Raw genomic sequence first — 21,087 nt, forward strand, 5'->3', positions numbered from 1 at the left:
CCCTAACCCTCTCCCCAAAGGGGAGAGGGGATTGCACGGAGCCGTCTTTTCACCCTCGCCCCTTTGGGGAGAGGGCCGGGGTGAGGGGAGTTAAGCCGCACTACGCTTGTACATCCTCCTCGGATGCCCAATTTTGCCGTACAGCATCTCCACCGTCAGAAAGCCCGCCTCTACGCAGTGCTCCAGATAGCGCCGGGTGGTGGTTTTGCTTAATCCCGTTTCGCTCACCACCTCATCCACGGTAAAGCAGTGCGTTGCCTTGTCGTTGAACAGCGTCTGCACCCGCGCCAGCGTATTTTCCTCAATGCCTTTGCTGCCGTTGTCCAGGCGATAGTTTTTCGCCTGCAGCTGATAGAGCGAATCCACGTTCTGCTGGTCGACAATCTTCCAGACCCGCTGCTGTTCGGCAAACTGCACAAACCGCTCCAGCGACTGGCTGAGCCGCTTCCAGGAGACGGGTTTGAGGATGTAGTCGAACGCGCCGTTGCGAATCGCCTGGCTGCAGGTGTCCATATCGCTGGCGGCAGTAATAAAAATCACCGAGCAGTTGGCGCGGGCCAGCATGGGGTTATTGATAAGCGAGATACCTTTGCCGTCCGGCAGATAGTTATCCAGCAGCATCAGCTGCGGCTGTTTGCTTTCAAGCTCTGCCTGGGCTGCAGCCAGCGACGAGGCAATGCCTACCAGCCTCAGACGCGGATGTTTGCCTATCAGCTCCGCGTGCAGTTGCGCCAGTTCGTTCTCGTCTTCAACAATCAGTACGTCGATAAGTTCATGTTGCATAGTCGGTGTCTTCCAGTTGCCGGGCGGTTCCCGTAGCCGGGATAAACAAGGAGAAAATGGCGCCGCGCGGGGTATTATCGGCAACTTCTATCGCGCCGCCAGCCTGTGTGACATAGCTTTCGATCAGATACAGACCAATCCCATGATCGCCGCGCGTTTTGGTGGTGATGCCGCGTTCAAAGATCCGGTCACGGATCGCCGGTGTAATGCCAACGCCCTGGTCGGCCACTTCAATAATCAGCTCCTGTTCGCTGAGTTTGATCAGCACTTCTACCGGCGCGTGGGGAAGCGGCGATCGCTGCGTCGCTTCGATGGCGTTATCCAGCAGGTTGCCAATAATTGAAATCAGCTCTTGCTCCCCAAGGGGCAGGAACGGTCTGTCCAGCCGACAGGCCGGGTCGAAACTGAGCTCGACGCCTTTCTCCCGCGCGCGGGCGGCTTTCCCAAGCAGCAGGCCGCACAGGGTCGGGGAGCAGAAGCGCGAAGAGATAAAGTCCAGCAGCTCCTGAGCATGCTCCGACTGCGCCTGAATGTAGCCAATGGCTTCCTCATAGCGGCCCATATGCAGCAGGCCGGACAAGGTCGTCATCCTGTTTAACTGCTCATGACGCATAATGCGCAGGTTATCGACATAGCGTTTTACCTGGCTGAGCTGGGCGCTCAGCGAGTCGATCTCGTTGCGATCGCGGAAGGTGATCACCCAGCCCTGCAGCGACCCTTCAAGCATGATGTGCACCCGGCTGGCAATCACCGTGAGATCGTTAAAACGGCAAATCTCGTCATGGGTATCTTTCGCCAGCATCGTCTGCGTGTCGAAGAACGGGACCGGATCGATCACCTGGCTTATCAGCTGTCCGCGCAGCTCGCGGGCCGGCTGGCTCAGACCCAGCAGTTTGCGCGCCGCCTGGTTGATCACTTCAATCCGCCGCCGATCGTCAATGGCAATCACGCCTTCATAAATAGACTCCATCATCGCCTTCTGCTGGCGCACCAGCAGGCCGATCTCTCGCGGCTCAAGGGAGAAGATCTGCTTCTTGATGCTGCGGGTAAAAAACCAGGAGAAGATAAAGAGAGCGATCAGCAGCAGCACGGCGGCAATCAGGATATTGACCACCTTACTGACGGTAATGGTGTCCAGGTAGCTGGTGAGATAGCCGACCGAAACAATGCCGACCACCTGTCCGGCAGCGTTGAAGATGGGGGCTTTACTCCGCAGCGAAATGCCCAGCCCGCCTTTGCGGATGGTGGTGGTGCTTTTACCCTGCAATACGGCTTCATTGTCTCCGCCAACCAGGGTTGTGCCCACTCTGTCGGCAAAGACGGAGTGAAAAAGATGCTGCCCTTTATTATCACCAATCACAATAAAGCTGGCGTCACTGTGCGCAGAAATCTTCTGCATAAAATCATGGATGGCGTAGATATTCTTTTGTTCAACTTCATTACGCAATGTCGGAATAAGCGCAATCTCTTCAGCCTGTATTTTGGCTCGCGTACTCATTTCCTGATAAAGCTGTTTCCCGACATCGGCATAATAATATCCGCCCAGCAGCGCAAAAAGTACAGAGAAAAAGGCAACCAGCGAAATAAACAGCTTGATCTGGAAAGAGACTTTCATAACTATCACGCGAGGTAGCAGCAAAGATCGCCAATATATCATCTTTTTTCGCGCGGACGCCCGCTTTGCAGAAAACTTGTGATCCCTTGCACAGCGGGCGCTGTAAAAGAGTTATCCTAAAGGCTAACGGGCTTTTGGCTACGCGAACAAATGTTATTTGTTTGTTCAATTCGGAAAAGAAACCATAAAAACCACGCCAATAAATAAGGTATAAATCACATTAAATAAAAGAAACCATTAAAACCATAGCTGCCATTAAAACTTCGCTTTTAATATGCCATCCCTCACATAAAGTAAGCCTTTGTGACTCTAAGCTGAACGCACAAAATAACCAAGGGGCTTATTATGAGCACAACTGACGATTCTTTCTCTGTTACCCACGACCCGATTGAAATTCAGCGGCCTTCGCTCAAAGAGCGCTGGTGGCATATTATGGATACCTGGAAAATTGGGATTATTCCTCTGCCGCTGTTCGTTCTGGCGGGCGCGCTGATTGCGATTGATTGCCTGGGCGGGAAACTGCCGAGCGATATCGTGGTGATGGTGGCCACGCTGGCCTTCTTCGGCTTTGCCTGCGGCGAGTTCGGCAAACGCCTGCCGATTGTCGGCAAGCTCGGCGCGGCGGCGATTTGCGCCACCTTTATCCCTTCCGCGCTGGTCTACTATGGCCTGCTGCCGGACGTGGTGGTCGAGTCCACCACCAAGTTCTACAAATCCACTAACATTCTCTATCTCTATATCTGCTGCATTATCGTCGGCAGCATTATGAGCATGAACCGCACGGTGCTGATTCAGGGCTTCCTGCGCATCTTCTTCCCGATGCTGTGCGGCGAAATCGTCGGCATGCTGGTGGGGATGGGCGTGGGCCTGGCGCTGGGCCTTGAGCCGTTCCAGATCTTCTTCTTTATCATTCTGCCGATTATGGCGGGCGGCGTCGGGGAAGGGGCAATCCCGCTTTCCATCGGCTATGCCACCCTGCTGCACATGGACCAGGGCGTAGCGCTCGGCCGCGTGCTGCCGATGGTCATGCTCGGCGGTCTGACGGCAATCATCATCTCCGGCTGCCTGAACCAGCTCGGTAAACGCTATCCGCACCTGACCGGCGAAGGCCAGCTGATGCCTAACCGCGCGAATGCCGATGCTACCGTCTCTCAGCCTGCGTTTTCCGGCAAGGCGGACGTCACCACTATCGCCTCCGGCGCGCTGCTGGCGGTGCTGCTCTACATGCTGGGCATGCTCGGCCACAAGCTGATTGGCCTGCCTGCCCCGGTCGGCATGCTGTTTATGGCGGTGCTGGTGAAGCTCTGCAACGGCGCCTCTCCGCGCCTGCTGGAAGGCTCGCAGGTGGTGTACAAATTCTTCCAGACCTCCGTGACCTACCCAATCCTCTTCGCCGTCGGCGTGGCCATCACCCCGTGGCATGAGCTGGTGGCGGCGTTCACCGTCAGCAACCTGCTGGTGATTGTCAGCACCGTTTCCGCACTGGTGGCCACCGGCTTCTTCGTCGGTAAAAAGATTGGTATGCACCCGATTGATGTCGCCATCGTCTCCTGCTGCCAGAGCGGCCAGGGCGGTACCGGCGACGTGGCGATCCTGACCGCAGGCAACCGCATGAGCCTGATGCCGTTCGCCCAGATTGCTACCCGTATCGGCGGGGCGATTAACGTCTCTATCTCACTGCTGATTCTGGGCAACTTCCTCGTTTAAGTTTTCAGGAAAGAACAATGAAACTCGCAAGCTTTTTATACCAGGGAAAACGCAGCTACGGCATCGTCCAGGCCGACGGCGTGATTGATTTAGGCCGCCGTCTCGGCGACCGCTACGGCGACCTCAAGGCGCTGCTGCAGGGCAACGGGCTGGCGCAGGCCACCCGCTACCTGAACGACGCCGTGGACGTGCCGCTGAGCGCCATCACCTTCTTGCCGGTGATTGTGCAGCCGGAAAAAATCCTCTGCGTGGGCATGAACTACGCCGACAAGCGCAAGGAGTTTGACCAGCATAACCCGGCCCCGACGCTGTTTGTCCGCTTCCCGGATTCACAGACCGGCCACAACGAGCCGGTGCTGAAGCCGCGCCACTCCAGCGAATTCGACTACGAAGGCGAGCTGGCGGTGATCATCGGCAAAGGCGGGGAGAACATCAGCCGCGACGACGCCCTGCGCCACGTGGCGGGCTACAGCTGCTACATGGACGGCTCCGCCCGCGACTGGCAGCACACCTGGTTTACCGCCGGTAAAAACTGGCGTCAGACCGGCGCGTTTGGCCCGTGGATGGCGACGGCGGACGAGATCCCGGATCCGCATCAGCTGGCGATCCGCACCTGGCTGAACGGCCGCATGGTGCAGGAAGACAACACCAGCAGCATGATCCACAAGGTTGCGGAGCTGATCGAGTACATCAGCACCTTTACCCGCTTAAGCCCGGGCGACGTGATCATCACCGGATCTCCGGGTGGGGTGGGTAAAAAGCGTAACCCGCCGCTGTTTATGAAAGAGGGCGATCGCATTGAGGTGGAGATCGAGCATATCGGTCATCTGAGCAACGTGATCGTGGAAGCGCCAGCCGTCGGGCTTGCGGCAGCACATTAGGTAAGGCGGCAGCATGTACTCGCAACCCATTGATTTTCGCCACACCCTTGTGGCGAAACACCCGGAACGCTTAAGCCAGATCCGCTACCTGCTGGCAGACAGCGGCCTTGGCCTGGACAACGACATCACGCTGTTTGTCGAAGCCTGGTCCGGCCCGCAGCTGGTGGGTTGCGCAGGGCTTGCTGCCAACGTCATCAAATGCGTGGCGGTTAACGAACAGCTTCGCGGCGAGAACCTCAGCGCGCGGCTGCTGGCAGAGGTAGAAAATGCGGCGCTGGAGCGCGGCCATTTTCACCTCTTCCTCTGCACCCGCCCGTGCAACCGGGAGCGCTTTGCGCGCAGCGGCTTCTGGCCAATTGCCCAAAGCGGGAACAACGCGGTGCTGATGGAGAACACCCCGCAGGGGATCGAACGCTACTGCCGTTCCCTGCGCGCGAAGCGCAGGTGCGGGGAGAACATTGGCGCGATAGTGATGAACGCCAATCCGTTCACCCTCGGCCATCGCCATCTGGTGGAGCAGGCGGCGACGCGGTGCGACGCCCTGCATCTGTTCGTGGTGCGTGAAGACGCCTCGTTCTTCCCGTTCAGCGCACGGCTCGAGATGGTGCGCGCGGGCGTGGCGCATCTGCCGAACGTGGTGGTGCATGAAGGCTCGCAGTACATCATCTCCCGCGCCACCTTCCCGGCCTACTTCCTGAAGGAGACCGGCAAAGTGCAGCAGGCGTGGAGCGAAATCGACGTGCTGATCTTCCGGGACTTCGTCGCCCCGGCGCTCGGCATCACGCACCGCTTCATCGGCTCGGAGCCGTTTTGCGATATCACCCGCCAGTACAACCAGACGCTGCACGACCTGCTGGCCTCGCATATCGAAGTGGTGGAAATGCCGCGCATCAAGGCCACCGGCAACGCTATATCAGCGTCTGAAGTGCGCCGCTTACTGAAGACACAGCAGTTTTCCCGGATCCGGGAGATTGTCCCGGACTCCACCTTCGCGCATCTCGAAACGCATTACCGTGCGAGTGCGGAAGTCGCTTAACTACCAGGAATTTATCATGAAAATTGTAAGGGAGGCGCTGGCCGGAACGCAGGAGTCCAGCGACCTGATGGTGAAAATCGCTCCCGCTCACGGCGAGCTGGAGATAGTCATCCACAGTGAAGTGATTAAGCAGTTTGGCGAGCAAATTCGCCAGGTGGTCAACGACACATTGCGCGCCATGAACGTGCACCAGGGACTTATCATTATTGAAGACAAAGGGGCGCTGGACTGTGTTATCCGCGCCCGCCTGCAAAGCGCGCTGATGCGTGCCGCCGATGAACAGGGCATCAGCTGGGGGGCGCTGAAATGAGCAAACTCCGCCGCAGCATGTTGTTCCTGCCGGGCGCCAACGCCGCCATGCTCTCAACCGCCTTTATCTACCGTCCCGACTCCATCATGTTTGACCTTGAGGACGCCGTCGCCCTGCGCGAGAAGGATACCGCGCGCATGCTGGTGTTCCACGCGCTTCAACACCCGATGTATCAGGATATCGAAACCGTGGTGCGCATTAACCCGCTCAGCACGCCGTTTGGCCTGCTGGATCTGGAGGCCGCCGTACGGGCCGGCGTGGACGTGATCCGCCTGCCGAAAACCGACACGCCGGACGATATCTACGAGCTGGAAGGCCACCTTGAGCGTATCGAGCGCGAGTGTGGGCGCGAGGTCGGCTCCACCCGCGTGATGGCGGCGATTGAATCAGCCATTGGCGTTATCAATGCCGTGGCGATTGCCCGCAGCTCTCCGCGCCTCATCGGCATCGCGCTGGCCGCCTTTGACTACGTGATGGACATGCAGACCGAGCGCGGCGACGGCACCGAGCTGTTCTACGCCCGCTGCGCCGTGCTGCACGCCGCCCGCGCGGCGGGCATCGACGCCTTCGACGTGGTGTGGTCAGACGTTAACGACGAGGCCGGGTTCCTTCGCGAGGTCGATCTGATCCGCAAGATGGGCTTCAACGGCAAATCGCTGATTAACCCGCGCCAGATTGACCTGCTGCATAACGCTTACGCCCCGACTCAGGAAGAGGTGGATCACGCCAAAAGGGTGATTGAGGCCGCAGAAGAGGGCGAACGTAACGGCCTGGGCGTGGTGTCGCTCAACGGCAAAATGGTCGATGCCCCGATTATCAACCACGCGCAGGTCGTGCTCGAACGCGCGGCGGCCTCCGGCGTGCGTCGGTAAGGATGAGATGATGAATCAGACAGAACTTCTTCACGTGAATTTTCCCCATCTGCGGGACTTAAAACCCTTCGATACCGCCCACAGCGCCACGCCGTGGCTGGCTGACAGCGACGCGAAGCACAGCCGCAAGCTCTGCGCCTCTGTTGAAGAGGCGGTGATGCGAAGCGGCCTGCAGGACGGGATGACCATCTCATTCCATCATGCGTTTCGCGAAGGCGACAGGGTGATTAACACCGTCGTGGCGCTGCTGGCGCGGATGGGTTTTAAAAACCTGACGCTGGCCTCCAGCTCGCTGATGACCTGCAACGACGCGCTGATCGAGCATATTGAAAGCGGCGTCATCACCCGGATTTACACCTCGGGCATGCGCGGCAGGCTGGCGGATGCCATCTCCCACGGGCTGATGGACGAGCCGGTGCAGATTCACTCCCACGGCGGGCGCGTGAAGCTGCTCCAGGACGGGGAACTGAACATCGACGTGGCGTTTCTCGGCGTGCCGTGCAGCGATGAGTTTGGCAACGCTAACGGGACGCACGGTAAATCGTGCTGCGGGTCCCTGGGCTACGCGATGGTGGACGCGCACTTTGCCCGCAAGGTGGTGCTGCTGACGGAAGAACTGGTGCCGTTCCCCAATATGCCCGCCAGCCTGGTGCAGGACCAGGTGGACTACATTGTGCAGGTGGAGAGCGTGGGCGACCCGGCGAAAATCAGCGTCGGCGCGGCGCGCGTCACCAGCAACCCGCGCGAGCTGATGATCGCCCGCTATGCGGCTGACGTGATCGAACACTCCGGCTACTTCAAACCGGGCTTCTCGATGCAGACCGGCTCCGGCGCGGCGGCGACCGCCTGTACGCGCTTTATGGAAGAGAAGATGGAGCGCAGCGGCGTGAAGGCACGCTTTGCGCTCGGCGGCATCACCGGCAGCCTGGTGGATTTGCACGAGAAGGGGCTCATCGAAAAGCTGCTCGACACCCAGTGCTTTGACGGCCAGGCGGCGGCCTCGCTGGCGCGCAACCCGAACCACGTGGAGATCTCCACCAACGTTTACGCCAACCCCGGCAGCAAGGCGGCAAGCTGCGACCAGCTCGACGTGGTGATCCTCAGCGCGCTGGAAATCGACGTCGATTTCAACGTCAACGTGATCACCGGCTCCGATGGGGTGATGCGCGGCGCGTCCGGCGGTCACTGCGACGTGGCCGCCGCGGCGAACCTGACCATTGTGGTCGCGCCGCTGCTGCGCAGCCGTATTCCGACGGTCGTGAAGCGTGTTACCACGCGCCTCACGCCGGGCGAAAGCATCGACGTGCTGGTCACCGACCACGGCATTGCGGTCAATCCGGCGCGCCCGGAGATCCGCGAGCGGCTGCTGGAAGCCGGGCTTAAAGTTGTGGATATCAGCGCGCTTTACGAGCGGGCGATTTCCCTTACGGGCGTACCGAAACCGATTGAGTTTACCGACAAAATCGTCGGGGTGATCCGCTACCGCGACGGCAGCGTGATCGACACCGTGCGACAGGTAAAGGAGTAGTTATGACAATAGCGACACCCGTGCGGGCGGGTGTCGGCCTGGACGAACTGCTGGCGGCGAAAGATCGCCGCGCGGCGCGCCAGGCTGACATGCTTGAGCACTATCAACAGCCGGTGATTTCCCTCACGCTGGTCACGCCAGGGGAAATTAAAGACAGCCTGCGCTATCGCAATACCATGGGCGTGGCGCTGCAAATGTGCGACCAGCTGCTGTGGGAAAACCGCTGGCAGGTGCTGGACCGCCAGGTGCTGTGGCTCCCGACCGGGCCAGAAGCCCTGTGGTGCGTGGCCCATCCGGCGGCGGAAATCAAAGCGCACTGTGCGGATCTGGAGCAGACGCACCCGCTCGGCAGGCTGTGGGATCTGGACGTGATCTGCCCTCAGCACGGCCACGTCGGGCGTCAGTCGCTGGGGGCGAATCTCAGACGCTGCCTGATCTGCGACGAGCCCGCTCACGCCTGTTCCCGCTCGCGAAAGCATCCCGTTGAGCTGGTGGTTTCCCGCGTGGAGAAGACGATCGATGACTGGTTTGCTCGCGACTAAACCGCGCCCGGCTGACGTGCCCGCGCTTGCCGAAGCGGCGATGTGGCAGGAGCTGGAGCTGACGCCCAAGCCGGGGCTGGTGGACAAGCTCAATAACGGTTCCCATCGCGATATGGACCACGCGCTGTTCGTCCGCAGCATTGCGGCGATTACGCCGTGGTTTTCGCGCTTTGCCGAACTGGGTAGTGCGCATGCGGATAAACCCGCTGACGCACAGCTGCGGATTATCCGCCCGATGGGGATGGCCTGCGAGCAGGCGATGTACGCCGCGACGAACGGAGTGAACACCCACAAGGGGGGGATTTTTGCCCTCGGTTTACTGTGCTTCGCCGCCGGGCGTGTGAAAAATATCTCCGCAGACAGCCTATGTTGTGAGGTGAGTAACATCTGCCGCGGGCTGGTGTCGCGTGAGCTGGCCGCACGCAGCGGGCAGGCGACGGCGGGCGAGCGGCAGTTTCAGCAGTACGGCTTAACCGGCGCGCGCGGTGAGGCGGAAAGCGGCTTTGCGACGGCGCGTAGGGCGCTGGCGCAGTGGAGCGGACAGTCGCTTCACGGGCTGCTGCTGCGCCTGATGGCGGTTAATCAGGACACTAATCTCGTGTCGCGCGGCGGCATTGAAGGGCTGCGCTACGTTCAGGGCTACGCGCGGGAACTGCTGGCTAACGGCTGGGATCGCGAGGCGTTGCTTAAGATGGATAAGGCATTGATTGAACGGAACCTAAGCCCGGGCGGCAGCGCGGATTTGCTGTCGGTGGGGTGGGTGCTGTCTGCAATAAAATAAAAAGCCGGGTGGCGCTAACGCTTACCCGGCCTACGGTCTGCTTTTGTAGGCCCGGTAAGCGCAGCGCCACCGGGCACAACAATCAATGCGCAATCGGCTGCGCACCGTGCGGCTCGCGCACGTGCTTGTACTTGAACAGCGCGATGAACGCGAAGAACAGCACCAGCGAGTACGCGGCGAAGATCAGCCACACGGGCTGCCAGTTGGTGATGCCGTTGGTGGTGTACATCTCTACCACTTTACCGCTCACCACGCCGCCCAGAATACAGCCGAAGCCGTTGGTCATCATCAGGAACATACCCTGCGCGCTGGCGCGGATTTCAGGCTTCACCTCTTTTTCCACAAACACCGAACCGGAGATGTTGAAGAAGTCGAAGGCGCAGCCGTAAACGATCATCGACAGCACCAGCAGCACGGTGCCGAACGCGCTCGGGTCACCGTAGGCGAACAGGCCGAAGCGCAACATCCATGCCGCGATACTGATCAGCATGACGTTTTTGATGCCGTAGCGGCTCAGGAAGAACGGGATGGTCAGGATGAACAGCGTCTCAGAGATCTGAGAGATGGACATCATCACCGACGCGTGCTCGACGATAAAGCTTCCGGCAAACAGCGGGTTGTTATCGAAGCTGTGCAGGAAGGTGTTGCCGAACATGTTGGTGATTTGCAGCTCAGCGCCCAGCAGCATGGAGAAGATAAAGAAGATCGCCATGCGCTTGTTTTTGAACAGCGCGAACGCGTCCAGGCCGAGCATGGCGCTCCAGCTCTGGTTTTTCTGCTGGTTAGAAACCGGAATGTGCGGCAGCGTCAGGGTAAACACGGCCAGCACCACGGAGAGCGCCGCACCGATATAGAGCTGCATATGGCTCAGTTCAAAGCCCGCGAAGCTCACGCCCCACATCGCCATGATAAAGCCGATGGTGCCCCAGATACGGATTTGCGGGAAGTCGGTCACGATGTCCATGCCCGCAGACTTGATGCGGTGGTAGGAGATGGTGTTGATCAGGCCAAGCGTTGGCATATAGGCCAGCGAGTTAAGCAGGATCACCATGAACATTGCCCCCGGCGTGGTCACCTGGGCTGCCATAAACAGCGTCCCCGCGCCCACCAGATGACAAAGCATGTACAGCCACTTTGCACTCAACCATTTATCCGCCACGATGCCCAGCAGCGTTGGCATGAAGACAGCCGCAATACCGAGCGAGCTGTATACGGCACCGATTGACGCTCCGTCGAACTTGAGCGTTACAAACATATAGGAGCCGAGCGTGGTCAGCCAGCTACCCCACAGGCAGAACTGCAGAAACGACAATATTTTAAGCTGCAGCTTAAGGTTCATGTTACTTTCCTCACAAGTGAGCGGGAGATATGTTGTTATAGGAACATTCAGGGTTGTTATTTGATGCAATTCTATCAGTTGGCAACGATATGTTTTGTTACCTCCCGCAAAAAAATGCAATCCACATTAATTTGCAGTTTGGATTGTGATGCAAATAACATTTTCGTATGGATGGAGTGAGTGAGTGCGGCCTGATGCCCTCACCCTGACCCTCTCCCTGTGGGAGAGGGAAAGCAGAACACCTTCTCCTTGCAGGAGAAGGTGTGTTGATTATCGACGACGATAGTTCTTCTGCGCCGTATTCACCTTATACAGATAGCGGCGTGATTCCGCAGACGGGTGGCGGGTGGTGAGGGTTGAGTAGACATCCCCCGGCGCCATGCTGTTGATGATGTTTGCGGCCTGCACCTTGTCATTGGAGAAGACGCGCAGCACGCTGCCCGCACCGCCGTTATAGGCGGTGATCACCGCATAGCGGCGCGACGTTGGGTTATCAATGCCGCCCAGGTAGACATTGTTCAGCATCGCCAGGTAGGCCGTGCCGGTATCAATGTTGCTCTGCGGATCGAACAGATAGCTGCGGCTCGGCGTGCCGGATTTCCCCTGCGCGCGGAAGACGTCTTTACCGGCGCTGTGCTGCACAACCTGCATCAGCCCCAGGGCGTCGGAACGGCTCACCGCGTACGGGTTGAACGAGGATTCGGTCTGCATAATCGCCAGGATCAGCGACTCATCCACGCCGTACTTACGCGAGGCCTGACGCACCATCCCAATGTACTTATGCGCACGCTTGTCGAGGTGGTTCGGGACGAGGTTGATGGTGACGCTGTAGATAATCTTCAGGCCGTTAGAGCGGCTTTTCAGGCGCGTCTGCAGCAGGTAGTCGGCAAATTTCGTGGCGCGACCTTCCCAGCGGATCGGTTGACCGGTCTGATCGACAACCTGGCCGTACAGGAACGGCTCTTTCGAGATAGTGATATCGTCGGCATCGGAGTAGAGATCGATAGATCCCGGATCGTCACCCATCAGCAGGGTTTTGACGATCGCCTGACGGAGTCGTGCCGCAGGGTCGGTGCCTGCGATGGTCTCAATCGTGATCGTACCCTCATCAAAGTTGATGTGGCTACGGGTCTGATAGGCATCGGTGTACTTAACGTAGTCCTTAGGTCCGGCAATAAGAACTTCGTTAAATCCCCATATATTCTCGATGTTGTGGGCAAACTGCCCCATCAAAATGTCAAAACCGTTGGTGTCCTTGATCCAGGCTTCGTTGTAATCTTCGCCTTTTTTTGACGAACACGAGACAAGCAACGGCGCAACAAGGGCTAGCGCTAATAGTTTTTTCATCATTCCGGGAGTGCGTGTTGTGTTTGCTTAGTCGTTGCTATTGCCCGGCGGCGCTACGCTTGCACGGGCCTACGGTTTTGTAGGCCGGGTAAGCGCAGCGCCACCCGGCAACAGCCGCTCGATATTATTTTTCCGGTGGCGTATAGCCTTCGATGTGCACGTCTTTGCCTTCAAACAGGAAGCTCACCATCTCCTGCTCCAGCAGCTTGCGGTGTTCCGGGTTCATCATGCTGAGTTTTTTCTCGTTGATCAGCATGGTCTGCTTTTTCTGCCACTGTCCCCAGGCTTCTTTGGAGATTTCATTGTAGATGCGTTTACCCAGGTCGCCCGGATAAAGCTGGAAATCCTGGCCCTCAGCGTCACGCTGCAGGAAAGTACAAAAAATCGTTCTGGCCATACTCATTCCTCTTTTTCTTGTCGATGCTAAACCATTGCACCGGCACGTAATTGCTGTAACAGGCGCTCCACGGGAGCCGCCAGTCCGACTGATGGCGGTTGCGCTAAGTTATACCAGAGAGCGGTGCCTTCATCCATGCACGAGGCAAATGACGACACGGGAAGCCACATGGGTACAATATCCAGGTGGAAATGGCTGAAGGTATGGCGAAACGCGGTCAGCTGCGTCAGGTTATCGGCAGCAATCCCGCGCTGTTTAAGCCATTCACGCAGCAAGTCTTCATTTTCAAACTGTGGGAAGCAGTATAGACCACCCCACAAACCGCTCGGCGGACGCTGGGCAAGGAACACGTCGTCGCCGTGCTGCATCAGCAGCATATAGCCGGTGCGCTCCGGCAGCGTCTGTTTGGGTTTCTTACCCGGATATTGCGCCCATGAATGGTTGGCATACGCCACGCAGAGATTATTCACCGGGCAGAGTTCGCATTTTGGTTTTGAGCGCGTGCAGACCATCGCGCCGAGATCCATCATCGCCTGGTTGAAACGCTCAACGCCGTTGGCCGGGGTGACCGCTTCACTTATTTCCCAAAGACGTTTTTCAACGTCCTTCTTCCCCGGCCAGCCGTCGACGGCATAGCAGCGTGCCAGCACGCGCTTCACGTTGCCGTCGAGGATCGGGAAATGCTTGCCTAAAGACAGGGAGAGAATAGCGCCTGCGGTTGAACGTCCGACGCCGGGGAGATCGGCCACCTCGTCGAAGGTTTCCGGGAATGTCCCGTTGTGGCGCGTGGCGACCTGCTGTGCGGCCTTGTGAAGGTTACGCGCGCGGGCGTAGTAGCCAAGCCCGGTCCACAGGTGCAGCACCTCGTCCAGCGGCGCGTTGGCCAGATCGGTCACCGTCGGGAAGCGCGCCATAAAACGCTCAAAGTAAGGGATCACCGTGGCGACCTGCGTTTGTTGCAACATCACCTCGGAGAGCCATACTTTGTAAGGCGTTTTTTCAATTTGCCAGGGCAGGGTTTTACGCCCGTATTTGTCGTACCAGTCCAGCACCTGGGCTGAAAATTGAGAGGCTTGCATGGTCATCGATTCACATAATCAGGGACGCAGATTGCAGCACAGCGTCAATCTGCTGTAAACCGGATCTTTCCCATGCTTGCATAGAAGCCTTAACTTTGGATAATGCCCGTTTCCCGAACATTCTCACAAGCAGACAACTCTTTTATGAAAAACGACGTCATTTCACCGGAATTTGATGAAAACGGTCGCCCGCTGCGCCGTATTCGCAGCTTTGTCCGCCGTCAGGGCCGCCTGACAAAAGGGCAGCAACATGCGCTGGACAACTACTGGCCGGTGATGGGCGTTGAGTTCAGCGAGCAGCCTCTGGACTTTACTGAACTGTTTGGCCGCGAAGCACCCGTCACGCTGGAGATCGGTTTTGGGATGGGCACCTCGCTGGTGACCATGGCGAAAGCCCGTCCGGAGCAGAACTTCCTCGGTATCGAAGTCCACTCCCCGGGCGTGGGGGCATGCCTGGCAACGGCCCATGAAGAGGGCGTTGAGAACCTGCGCGTGATGTGTCACGACGCGGTGGAAGTGCTGCATAAAATGATTCCTGACAATTCTTTAACCATGGTTCAGCTCTTTTTCCCTGACCCGTGGCACAAAGCACGTCATAATAAACGCCGTATCGTTCAGGCGCCGTTTGCCGAGCTGCTGAAAAGTAAGCTGAAGTTGGGCGGTGTCTTCCATATGGCGACCGACTGGGAACCGTATGCGGAACATATGCTGGAAGTGATGTCGTCGCTGGATGGCTATAAAAACCAGTCAGCGAGCAACGACTATGTACCGCGTCCGGAATCGCGTCCGGTAACGAAATTTGAACAGCGTGGCCATCGTCTTGGTCACGGTGTATGGGACTTAATGTTCGAGAGGGTGAAATAATGGCAAAGAATCGTAGCCGTCGTCTGCGTAAAAAGATGCACATCGAAGAATTCCAGGAAGTGGGCTTCTCCGTTGCGTGGCGTTTCCCGGAAGGCACCAGTGTAGAACAGATCGATCAGGACGTAGATGCGTTCATCAACGACGTGATTGAGCCAAACAAGCTGGCCTTCGACGGTAGCGGCTACCTGGCATGGGAAGGTCTAATCTGCACCCAGGAAGTGGGTAAATGCACCGAAGAACATCAGGCGCTGGTACGTAAATGGCTTGAGGACCACAAGCTGGAAGATGTCCGCGTCAGCGAACTTTTCGACGTTTGGTGGGACTAATAAAGCAAGTACGGGGCCAGCATTAGCTGGCCCATTTTGTCTGAGGGAGTGTTTAAGATGCGCAAAACGTTGCTGGCTGTTGCTTTGATGGCAACCGGATTCACCGCCCATGCGGATTATCAATGTAGCGTCACCCCGCGTGATGACGTGGTGTTAAGCCCGCAAACCGTGCAGGTCAAAGGCGAGAACGGCAATCTGGTGATTACGCCGCAGGGGAACGTCACTTTTAACGGCAAGCAGTACAACCTGACTGCCGCACAGCGTGAGCAGGCGAAAGACTATCAGGCCGATTTGCGTACCGCGCTGCCATGGATTAATGAAGGCGCGCTGACCCGCGTTGAGAAAAGCCGTGTCGCGCTGGATAAGATCATCACCAAAGAGGTGGGGGAGAGCAGCAACATGCGCACCCGCCTGACGAAGCTCGATAAGCAGCTTAAAGAGCAGATGAACCGCATTATCGAGACGCGCACCGACGGCCTGACGTTCCACTACAAGGCGATTGATGAAGTGCGTGCCGACGGGCAGCAGCTGGTGAATCAGGCGATGGGCGGCATCCTGCAGGACAGCATCAACGAGATGGGCGCCAAAGCCGTGCTGAAAGGTGGCGGTAACCCGCTGCAGGGCGTGCTGGGCAGTCTGGGCGGCTTGCAGACCTCCATTCAGAACGAGTGGAAGAACCAGGAAGATGATTTCCAGCAGTTCGGCAAAGACGTGTGTAAACGCGTGGTGTCGCTGGAAGATAGCCGGAAGGCGCTGGTGGGGACGCTGAAGTAAGATCTCTGCGCGCTGGGCCCCTCACCCCGGCCCTCTCCCACTGTACGGTCCGGGGACATAGTGAACACTTGTTCGGGGACATGGTAGACACTTACAACTAAGGCATAAGAACCCGTTTATGGAGTCGCTTATGCCCTGGGATGCGAGAGATACCATGTCATTACGTACCGAGTTTGTTTTGCTCGCCTCGCAGGACGGGGCGAACATCCGTTCCCTCTGCCGTCGCTTCGGCATTTCACCTGCCACCGCCTACAAGTGGCTTCAGCGCTGGGCTCAGGAAGGCCCATCCGGCCTTCAGGACCGGCCCCGCATACCGCACCATTCCCCGAACCGCTCATCTGACGACATCACCGCCCTGCTGCGCATGGCCCATGAGCGCCATGAACGCTGGGGCGCCCGCAAGATTAAGCGCTGGCTAGAAGACCAGGGGCACACCATGCCCGCCTTCAGCACCGTCCATAACCTGATGGCCCGCCATGGCCTGCTGCCGGGCGCTTCACCGGGCATTCCCCCCACGGGACGGTTCGAACACGATGTGCCGAACCGCCTCTGGCAGATGGATTTTAAGGGCCACTTTCCCTTTGGCGGGGGCCGCTGCCATCCGCTCACCCTGCTGGACGACTACTTCCGTTTTTCCCTGTGCCTGGCGCACTGTACCGATGAACGGCGCGAGACCGTGCAGCAGCAGCTGGTCAGCGTGTTTGAGCGTTATGGCCTGCCGGACCGGATGACGATGGACAACGGCTCACCGTGGGGAGACACCACCGGCACCTGGACGGCGCTGGAGCTGTGGCTGATGCGCCACGGTATCCGGGTGGGGCACTCCCGGCCTTATCATCCGCAGACGCAGGACAAGCTGGAGCGTTTTCACCGCAGCCTGAAGGCAGAGGTGCTGCAGGGAAAATGGTTCGCAGACAGCGGTGAGCTGCAGCGCGCCTTCGACCACTGGCGCACGGTGTACAACCTTGAACGCCCGCACGAGGCGCTGGATATGGCGGTACCGGGCTCGCGGTATCAGCCGTCAGCGCGGCAGTACAGCGGCAGCACAACGCCTCCGGAATATGACGAGGGCGTGATGGTAAGGAAAGTGGATATCAGCGGAAAGCTGAGCGTGAAAGGGGTAAGCCTGAGCGCAGGCAAGGCGTTCAGGGGAGAACGGGTCGGGCTGAAGGAGATGCAGGAAGACGGCAGCTATGAGGTGTGGTGGTACAGCACGAAAGTGGGGGTGATCGACCTGAAGAAAAAGTCGATCACCATGGGTAAAGGATGTTAAAAAGTGTTCACCATGTCCCCGAACACCTGTCTACCATGTCCCCGGACCGTACAAGGAGAGGGCTGGGGTGAGGGTATTACTTAACGGGGATCGCTTTCAGCAGTTCAGTCAGCAGCGTCCAGTAGTGACCGACGCTTTCGATATGAACCTGCTCATCCGGGGAGTGCGGACCGGTAATGGTTGGCCCGATGGACACCATATCCATATCCGGATACGGTTTCTTGAACAGGCCACATTCCAGGCCGGCGTGGATCACCTGAATGTTCGGGGTGCTGTTGAACAGACGCTGATAGGTTTCACGCACCAGCGCCATCACCGGAGAGCTCGCATCCGGCTGCCAGCCCGGGTAGCTGCCTTTAGCGGAGGTTTTCGCGCCCGCCAGCGTGCCCAGAGATTCCAGCATGCTCACCACGTACTCTTTACCGCTGTCGATAAGCGATCGGATCAGGCAGATGATTTCTGCGCTGTCGTCGCTCATGGTCACCACGCCCACGTTCAGTGAGGTTTCCACCACGCCTTTCGCCACGTCAGAGTTGCGGATCACGCCGTTTGGCGTCGCGTTCAGCAGCTGAACGAAGGTGTCACGAGACTGCGCGGTCAGCGCGGCTTTATCCGTAGATACGGATTCCAGTACCACGGTCAGGTTTTTCTCTTTCGCCGACAGTTCGTTTTTCAGGATATCCAGATATACGGCGGAGAGTTTTTTCAGCTCGTCCGCTTTTGCCGCCGGTACTGCCACGGTGGTGAACGCTTCGCGTGGGATCGCGTTGCGCAGGGTGCCGCCGTTGAAGTCGACCAGACGCAGATCCAGCTCGGCCGCATGGCCTGCCAGGAAGCGCGCCAGCAGCTTGTTGGCGTTACCCAGGCCCAGGTGAATATCACCGCCAGAGTGGCCGCCTTTCAGCCCTTTCAGCGTCAGCTTGAAGGTCTGGAAGCCCGCAGGAATCGCTTCGCGCGACAGCGGCAGGGTAGAGATGAAATCAATCCCGCCCGCGCAGCCCATGTAGATCTCGCCTTCTTCTTCTGAGTCGGTGTTGATCAGGATGTCCGCCTGCAGCCAGTTCGCCTGCAGACCGAACGCGCCGTCCATGCCCGCTTCTTCGGTCATAGTCAGCAGCACTTCCAGTGGACCGTGCTCAACGCTGTCGTCAGCCAGTACGGCCAGCGCAGAGGCCATACCGATGCCGTTATCCGCACCCAGGGTGGTGCCGCGTGCTTTCACCCAGTCGCCGTCGATGTACGGTTGAATCGGGTCTTTGGTGAAGTCGTGAACGGTGTCGTTATTCTTCTGTGGCACCATGTCCAGGTGCGCCTGCAGCACAACCGGTTTGCGGTTTTCCATGCCTGCAGTAGCAGGTTTACGGATCAGAATGTTGCCAACCTGGTCACGTTCAGCATGCAGACCTTTTTCCTTCGCCCAGCCCATAATATGTTCGGCAAGCTGTTCTTCATGGTAGGAAGGGTGTGGAATGGAGCAGATTTTTGCAAAAATATCCCACAGCGGCTGCGGAGATAATTGAGACAGTTCAGACACGATAAGTCTCCTTGTCGAGGCGCTGCAAACAGGGTTGCAGGCCACAGGGTTAGCAGGTTAATAGTTACCACAAGTCAGGCTTGCGAGATGAAACTGAGAATACCACTTTCTCTGCTGGCTGGTAGCATAAAGCATGTAAAAACTCAGGCAGAGGGCGCTAAACACTGGTTTTTAGTGCGTCAGATCTCTATAATCTCGCGCAACCTATTTCCCCCTCGAACACTTTTTAAGCCGTATAAAAACAGGCTGGGACACTTCACATGAGCGAAAAATACGTCGTCACCTGGGACATGTTGCAGATTCACGCACGCAAACTGGCTGCGCGTCTGATGCCTTCCGAACAGTGGAAAGGCATTATTGCCGTCAGCCGTGGCGGTCTGGTACCGGGGGCGCTGCTGGCACGTGAGCTGGGCATTCGTCATGTCGATACCGTTTGCATCTCCAGCTATGACCATGACAACCAGCGCGAGCTGACCGTGCTGAAACGTGCGGAAGGCGACGGTGAAGGCTTCATCGTTATTGATGACCTGGTAGATACCGGTGGTACTGCGGTTGCTATCCGCGAAATGTATCCGAAAGCACATTTCGTCACTATCTTCGCGAAGCCTGCTGGCCGCCCGCTGGTTGACGATTACGTGATTGATATCCCGCAGGATACCTGGATTGAACAGCCATGGGATATGGGCGTGGTCTTCGTACCGCCTATTTCAGGCCGTTAATACCAGTACGTAACTTTACACGCCCGGCTATGTCGGGCGTTGTTCTTTTTGGCCTGCCACGCGTTACAATAGTCTTCATATGACGTATTCATGGAGGCAACGCAATGACGCAGGCGAATCTCACCGAGACTCTCTTCAAACCCCGTTTCAAACACCCTGAAACGTCGACGCTGGTGCGTCGCTTTAATCCGGGTACCCAGCCTGCCGTCCAGTCCGCGTTAGATGGCAAAAACGTGCCTCACTGGTATCGCATGATTAACCGCCTGATGTGGATCTGGCGCGGTATTGACCCCCGTGAAATCCTTGATGTCCAGGCACGTATCGTGATGAGCGAATCTGAACGGACCGACAGCGAGCTTTACGATACGGTGGTGGGCTACCGTGGCGGCAACTGGATCTATGAGTGGTCGAAACAGGCGATGCTCTGGCAGCAAAAAGCTAGCCAGGAAGAGGATGCCACGCGCAGCGGCAAGCACTGGCTGCATGCGGCCAATCTCTACGCCATTGCCGCGTATCCACATCTGAAAGGTGATGAGCTGGCGGAGCAGGCCCAGGCGCTGGCGAACCGTGCTTATGAAGAGGCGGCGCAGCGTTTGCCGGGCCAAATGCGCGAGCTTGAGTTCAGCATTCCAGGCGGCGCACCCGTCACCGGGTTCCTGCATATGCCGGAAGGCGACGGCCCGTTCCCGACCGTACTGATGTGCGGTGGGCTGGATTCCCTGCAAATCGATTATTACAGCCTCTTTGAGCGCTACTTCGCACCAAAAGGGATCGCGATGCTGACGCTTGATATGCCCTCAATCGGTTTCTCATCCAAATGGAAACTGACGCAAGATTCCAGCCTGCTGCACCAGCATGCGCTTAAAGCGCTGGAAAACATTCCGTGGGTTGACCACACCCGCGTGGCGGCATTCGGCTTCCGTTTTGGCGCGAACGTCGCGGTGCGTCTGGCCTACCTTGAATCGTCTCGTCTGAAAGCCGTTGCCTGCCTTGGTCCGGTCGTTCACGCCCTGCTCAGCGATCCTGCTCGCCAGGGGAGCGTACCTGAAATGTACCTTGATGTGCTGGCCAGCCGTCTTGGCATGCATGATGCATCAGACGAAGCGCTGCGCATTGAACTCAATCGCTACTCGTTAAAAACGCAAGGGTTGCTGGGTCGTCGCTGCCCAACGCCGATGCTGTCGGGATTCTGGAAAAACGATCCGTTCAGCCCGGAAGAAGAGTCGCGCTTAATCACTTCGTCATCTGCGGATGGCAAATTGCTTGAAGTGCCGTTCAGCCCGGTCTATCAGAATTTCGACAAAGCGCTGAAAGAGATTACGCGCTGGATCGCTCAGAGATTGTGTTAATAGATTGCTAAATTTCGCTGGTTTGGTAAAA

21 protein-coding genes are annotated in these 21,087 nt (G+C 57.9%); 14 read left to right on the plus strand and 7 right to left on the minus strand.

The genetic code is table 11. The annotated features are described in order from the left end of the window. Positions 1–90 precede the first annotated feature (90 nt). Positions 91–783 carry a response regulator gene (locus V4835_RS04180; protein WP_063144903.1) on the minus strand — a complete coding sequence of 231 codons (693 nt, stop codon included), beginning with the start codon at positions 781–783 and terminating at the stop codon, positions 91–93. Beyond that, on the minus strand, positions 773–2,398 hold the full coding sequence (locus V4835_RS04185) for a sensor histidine kinase (protein WP_331411263.1): 1,626 nt from the start codon (positions 2,396–2,398) through the stop codon (positions 773–775). Before V4835_RS04185 ends, V4835_RS04180 begins: the two co-directional genes overlap by 11 nt. A 345-nt stretch (positions 2,399–2,743) precedes the next feature. On the opposite strand from V4835_RS04185, the gene V4835_RS04190 reads away from it, so the two are divergent. From V4835_RS04190 to citG, 8 genes are read left to right on the plus strand one after another with little or no spacing between them, the layout of a single operon-like run. Then, the gene (locus tag V4835_RS04190) at positions 2,744–4,105 is read left to right on the plus strand and encodes a 2-hydroxycarboxylate transporter family protein (RefSeq protein WP_023333366.1); all 1,362 of its coding nucleotides are present in this window, start codon (positions 2,744–2,746) and stop codon (positions 4,103–4,105) included. 17 nt (positions 4,106–4,122) lie between these two features. Beyond that, positions 4,123–4,986 (plus strand): fumarylacetoacetate hydrolase family protein, encoded by an 864-nt coding sequence (locus V4835_RS04195; RefSeq protein ID WP_047347888.1) that lies wholly within the window; start codon positions 4,123–4,125, stop codon positions 4,984–4,986. Between the two features lie 13 nt (positions 4,987–4,999). Beyond that, a complete protein-coding gene (gene citC / locus V4835_RS04200; RefSeq protein WP_331411265.1) occupies positions 5,000–6,022 on the plus strand; it encodes a [citrate (pro-3S)-lyase] ligase in 1,023 nt (340 codons plus the stop codon). Between the two features lie 16 nt (positions 6,023–6,038). Then, the gene (citD, locus tag V4835_RS04205; RefSeq protein WP_063144906.1) at positions 6,039–6,332 is read left to right on the plus strand and encodes a citrate lyase acyl carrier protein; all 294 of its coding nucleotides are present in this window, start codon (positions 6,039–6,041) and stop codon (positions 6,330–6,332) included. Further along, positions 6,329–7,204, plus strand: a complete 876-nt coding sequence (gene citE / locus V4835_RS04210) for a citrate (pro-3S)-lyase subunit beta (RefSeq protein WP_032660024.1) — start codon at positions 6,329–6,331, stop codon at positions 7,202–7,204. The genes citD and citE overlap by 4 nt, the downstream gene beginning before the upstream one ends. A gap of 10 nt (positions 7,205–7,214) precedes the next feature. Then, the gene (gene citF / locus V4835_RS04215) at positions 7,215–8,732 is read left to right on the plus strand and encodes a citrate lyase subunit alpha (RefSeq protein WP_331411267.1); all 1,518 of its coding nucleotides are present in this window, start codon (positions 7,215–7,217) and stop codon (positions 8,730–8,732) included. Between the two features lie 2 nt (positions 8,733–8,734). Continuing rightward, positions 8,735–9,274 carry a citrate lyase holo-[acyl-carrier protein] synthase gene (gene citX, locus V4835_RS04220; RefSeq protein ID WP_331411268.1) on the plus strand — a complete coding sequence of 180 codons (540 nt, stop codon included), beginning with the start codon at positions 8,735–8,737 and terminating at the stop codon, positions 9,272–9,274. Beyond that, on the plus strand, positions 9,252–10,055 hold the full coding sequence (citG, locus tag V4835_RS04225) for a triphosphoribosyl-dephospho-CoA synthase CitG (protein ID WP_331411269.1): 804 nt from the start codon (positions 9,252–9,254) through the stop codon (positions 10,053–10,055). Before citX ends, citG begins: the two co-directional genes overlap by 23 nt. Before the next feature lie 82 nt (positions 10,056–10,137). Here the strand turns inward: citG and V4835_RS04230 are convergent, their stop codons facing one another. From V4835_RS04230 to mutY, 4 genes are all read right to left on the minus strand, one after another. Continuing rightward, entirely contained in the window at positions 10,138–11,394 is a 1,257-nt protein-coding gene (locus tag V4835_RS04230) for a nucleoside permease (protein ID WP_331411270.1), read from the minus strand. Positions 11,395–11,664: 270 nt separating this feature from the next. Beyond that, positions 11,665–12,741: a membrane-bound lytic murein transglycosylase MltC gene (gene mltC, locus V4835_RS04235; protein ID WP_033146615.1), complete on the minus strand. Its 1,077-nt coding sequence runs from the start codon at positions 12,739–12,741 to the stop codon at positions 11,665–11,667. Between the two features lie 124 nt (positions 12,742–12,865). After that, on the minus strand, positions 12,866–13,138 hold the full coding sequence (locus tag V4835_RS04240; protein ID WP_023309138.1) for an oxidative damage protection protein: 273 nt from the start codon (positions 13,136–13,138) through the stop codon (positions 12,866–12,868). 26 nt (positions 13,139–13,164) lie between these two features. Beyond that, on the minus strand, positions 13,165–14,217 hold the full coding sequence (mutY, locus tag V4835_RS04245; RefSeq protein WP_193940433.1) for an A/G-specific adenine glycosylase: 1,053 nt from the start codon (positions 14,215–14,217) through the stop codon (positions 13,165–13,167). Between the two features lie 144 nt (positions 14,218–14,361). Here mutY and trmB point away from each other — a divergent pair, with 144 nt between their 5' ends. The 4 genes from trmB (at position 14,362) to V4835_RS04265 (ending at position 17,454) form a co-directional block, all read left to right on the plus strand. After that, positions 14,362–15,081 carry a tRNA (guanosine(46)-N7)-methyltransferase TrmB gene (trmB, locus tag V4835_RS04250; protein ID WP_048991671.1) on the plus strand — a complete coding sequence of 240 codons (720 nt, stop codon included), beginning with the start codon at positions 14,362–14,364 and terminating at the stop codon, positions 15,079–15,081. Next, positions 15,081–15,407, plus strand: coding sequence for a YggL family protein (locus V4835_RS04255; protein WP_014885198.1), 327 nt, complete (start codon positions 15,081–15,083; stop codon positions 15,405–15,407). Before trmB ends, V4835_RS04255 begins: the two co-directional genes overlap by 1 nt. A 57-nt stretch (positions 15,408–15,464) precedes the next feature. Further along, positions 15,465–16,181, plus strand: a complete 717-nt coding sequence (locus V4835_RS04260; protein WP_331411271.1) for a DUF2884 domain-containing protein — start codon at positions 15,465–15,467, stop codon at positions 16,179–16,181. Positions 16,182–16,311: 130 nt separating this feature from the next. Further along, positions 16,312–17,454, plus strand: a complete 1,143-nt coding sequence (locus tag V4835_RS04265; RefSeq protein ID WP_442877305.1) for an IS481 family transposase — start codon at positions 16,312–16,314, stop codon at positions 17,452–17,454. Between the two features lie 76 nt (positions 17,455–17,530). Here V4835_RS04265 and pepD read toward each other — a convergent pair whose 3' ends face one another. Then, complete coding sequence (gene pepD, locus V4835_RS04270; RefSeq protein ID WP_063145508.1) at positions 17,531–18,988, minus strand: cytosol nonspecific dipeptidase; 1,458 nt, start codon at positions 18,986–18,988, stop codon at positions 17,531–17,533. 260 nt (positions 18,989–19,248) lie between these two features. On the opposite strand from pepD, the gene gpt reads away from it, so the two are divergent. Together gpt and frsA are read left to right on the plus strand one after the other, a co-directional pair. Then, a complete protein-coding gene (gene gpt, locus V4835_RS04275) occupies positions 19,249–19,707 on the plus strand; it encodes a xanthine phosphoribosyltransferase (protein WP_010427903.1) in 459 nt (152 codons plus the stop codon). A 104-nt stretch (positions 19,708–19,811) separates the two neighbouring features. After that, positions 19,812–21,056, plus strand: a complete 1,245-nt coding sequence (frsA, locus tag V4835_RS04280) for an esterase FrsA (protein ID WP_063145509.1) — start codon at positions 19,812–19,814, stop codon at positions 21,054–21,056. Positions 21,057–21,087 lie beyond the last annotated feature (31 nt).

The sequence above is a fragment of the Enterobacter cloacae complex sp. CARB60 genome, assembly GCF_036487345.1.
Taxonomy (GTDB): Bacteria; Pseudomonadota; Gammaproteobacteria; order Enterobacterales; family Enterobacteriaceae; genus Enterobacter; species Enterobacter asburiae_D.

Excerpts from the sequence above, each read along its gene's own strand:
- V4835_RS04180 (WP_063144903.1), bottom strand. The coding sequence starts at position 783 with ATGCAACATGAACTTATCGACGTACTGATTGTTGAAGACGAGAACGAA.
- V4835_RS04185 (WP_331411263.1), bottom strand. The coding sequence starts at position 2,398 with ATGAAAGTCTCTTTCCAGATCAAGCTGTTTATTTCGCTGGTTGCCTTT.
- V4835_RS04190 (WP_023333366.1), top strand. The coding sequence starts at position 2,744 with ATGAGCACAACTGACGATTCTTTCTCTGTTACCCACGACCCGATTGAA.
- V4835_RS04195 (WP_047347888.1), top strand. The coding sequence starts at position 4,123 with ATGAAACTCGCAAGCTTTTTATACCAGGGAAAACGCAGCTACGGCATC.
- citC (WP_331411265.1), top strand. The coding sequence starts at position 5,000 with ATGTACTCGCAACCCATTGATTTTCGCCACACCCTTGTGGCGAAACAC.
- citD (WP_063144906.1), top strand. The coding sequence starts at position 6,039 with ATGAAAATTGTAAGGGAGGCGCTGGCCGGAACGCAGGAGTCCAGCGAC.
- citE (WP_032660024.1), top strand. The coding sequence starts at position 6,329 with ATGAGCAAACTCCGCCGCAGCATGTTGTTCCTGCCGGGCGCCAACGCC.
- citF (WP_331411267.1), top strand. The coding sequence starts at position 7,215 with ATGAATCAGACAGAACTTCTTCACGTGAATTTTCCCCATCTGCGGGAC.
- citX (WP_331411268.1), top strand. The coding sequence starts at position 8,735 with ATGACAATAGCGACACCCGTGCGGGCGGGTGTCGGCCTGGACGAACTG.
- citG (WP_331411269.1), top strand. The coding sequence starts at position 9,252 with ATGACTGGTTTGCTCGCGACTAAACCGCGCCCGGCTGACGTGCCCGCG.
- V4835_RS04230 (WP_331411270.1), bottom strand. The coding sequence starts at position 11,394 with ATGAACCTTAAGCTGCAGCTTAAAATATTGTCGTTTCTGCAGTTCTGC.
- mltC (WP_033146615.1), bottom strand. The coding sequence starts at position 12,741 with ATGAAAAAACTATTAGCGCTAGCCCTTGTTGCGCCGTTGCTTGTCTCG.
- V4835_RS04240 (WP_023309138.1), bottom strand. The coding sequence starts at position 13,138 with ATGGCCAGAACGATTTTTTGTACTTTCCTGCAGCGTGACGCTGAGGGC.
- mutY (WP_193940433.1), bottom strand. The coding sequence starts at position 14,217 with ATGCAAGCCTCTCAATTTTCAGCCCAGGTGCTGGACTGGTACGACAAA.
- trmB (WP_048991671.1), top strand. The coding sequence starts at position 14,362 with ATGAAAAACGACGTCATTTCACCGGAATTTGATGAAAACGGTCGCCCG.
- V4835_RS04255 (WP_014885198.1), top strand. The coding sequence starts at position 15,081 with ATGGCAAAGAATCGTAGCCGTCGTCTGCGTAAAAAGATGCACATCGAA.
- V4835_RS04260 (WP_331411271.1), top strand. The coding sequence starts at position 15,465 with ATGCGCAAAACGTTGCTGGCTGTTGCTTTGATGGCAACCGGATTCACC.
- V4835_RS04265 (WP_442877305.1), top strand. The coding sequence starts at position 16,312 with ATGCCCTGGGATGCGAGAGATACCATGTCATTACGTACCGAGTTTGTT.
- gpt (WP_010427903.1), top strand. The coding sequence starts at position 19,249 with ATGAGCGAAAAATACGTCGTCACCTGGGACATGTTGCAGATTCACGCA.
- frsA (WP_063145509.1), top strand. The coding sequence starts at position 19,812 with ATGACGCAGGCGAATCTCACCGAGACTCTCTTCAAACCCCGTTTCAAA.